This is a genomic window from Bacillus cereus group sp. N21, from assembly GCF_016483395.1.
Taxonomy (GTDB): domain Bacteria; phylum Bacillota; class Bacilli; order Bacillales; family Bacillaceae_G; genus Bacillus_A; species Bacillus_A pseudomycoides.
Genome location: NZ_JAEHBX010000314.1, coordinates 1 through 286, shown reverse-complemented (window position 1 = coordinate 286; position 286 = coordinate 1). Strand labels below are relative to the sequence as shown.

Sequence of the window (286 nt, the reverse complement as noted above, 5' to 3'; positions counted from 1 at the left end):
AATCAAGGCTTACAGCATCTTCAATCAAATCAAACATTAAATCAAATCAATCAAGCTATATATCAGGCTCAGCAACAAATTAAACAAATGGGTCAACAAGGACAACAAATGGGTAACCAGCAAGGACAGCAGATGGGTAACCAGCAGGGGCAACAAATGGGTAACCAGCAAGGACAGCAGGTGGGTAACCAGCAAGGACAGCAGATGAGTAACCAACAAGGACAACAATTTCATTAAAAGCACTTCAAACAAGCCAAAAAACAACCGATTTTACGTATCTTATATA

General features: G+C 39.5%; 1 pseudogene. It reads left to right on the top strand.

The window, feature by feature from the left end:
• Positions 1 to 237, top strand: a pseudogene (locus tag JDS96_RS31015) (hypothetical protein); the annotation flags it as partial.
• Positions 238 to 286 lie beyond the last annotated feature (49 nt).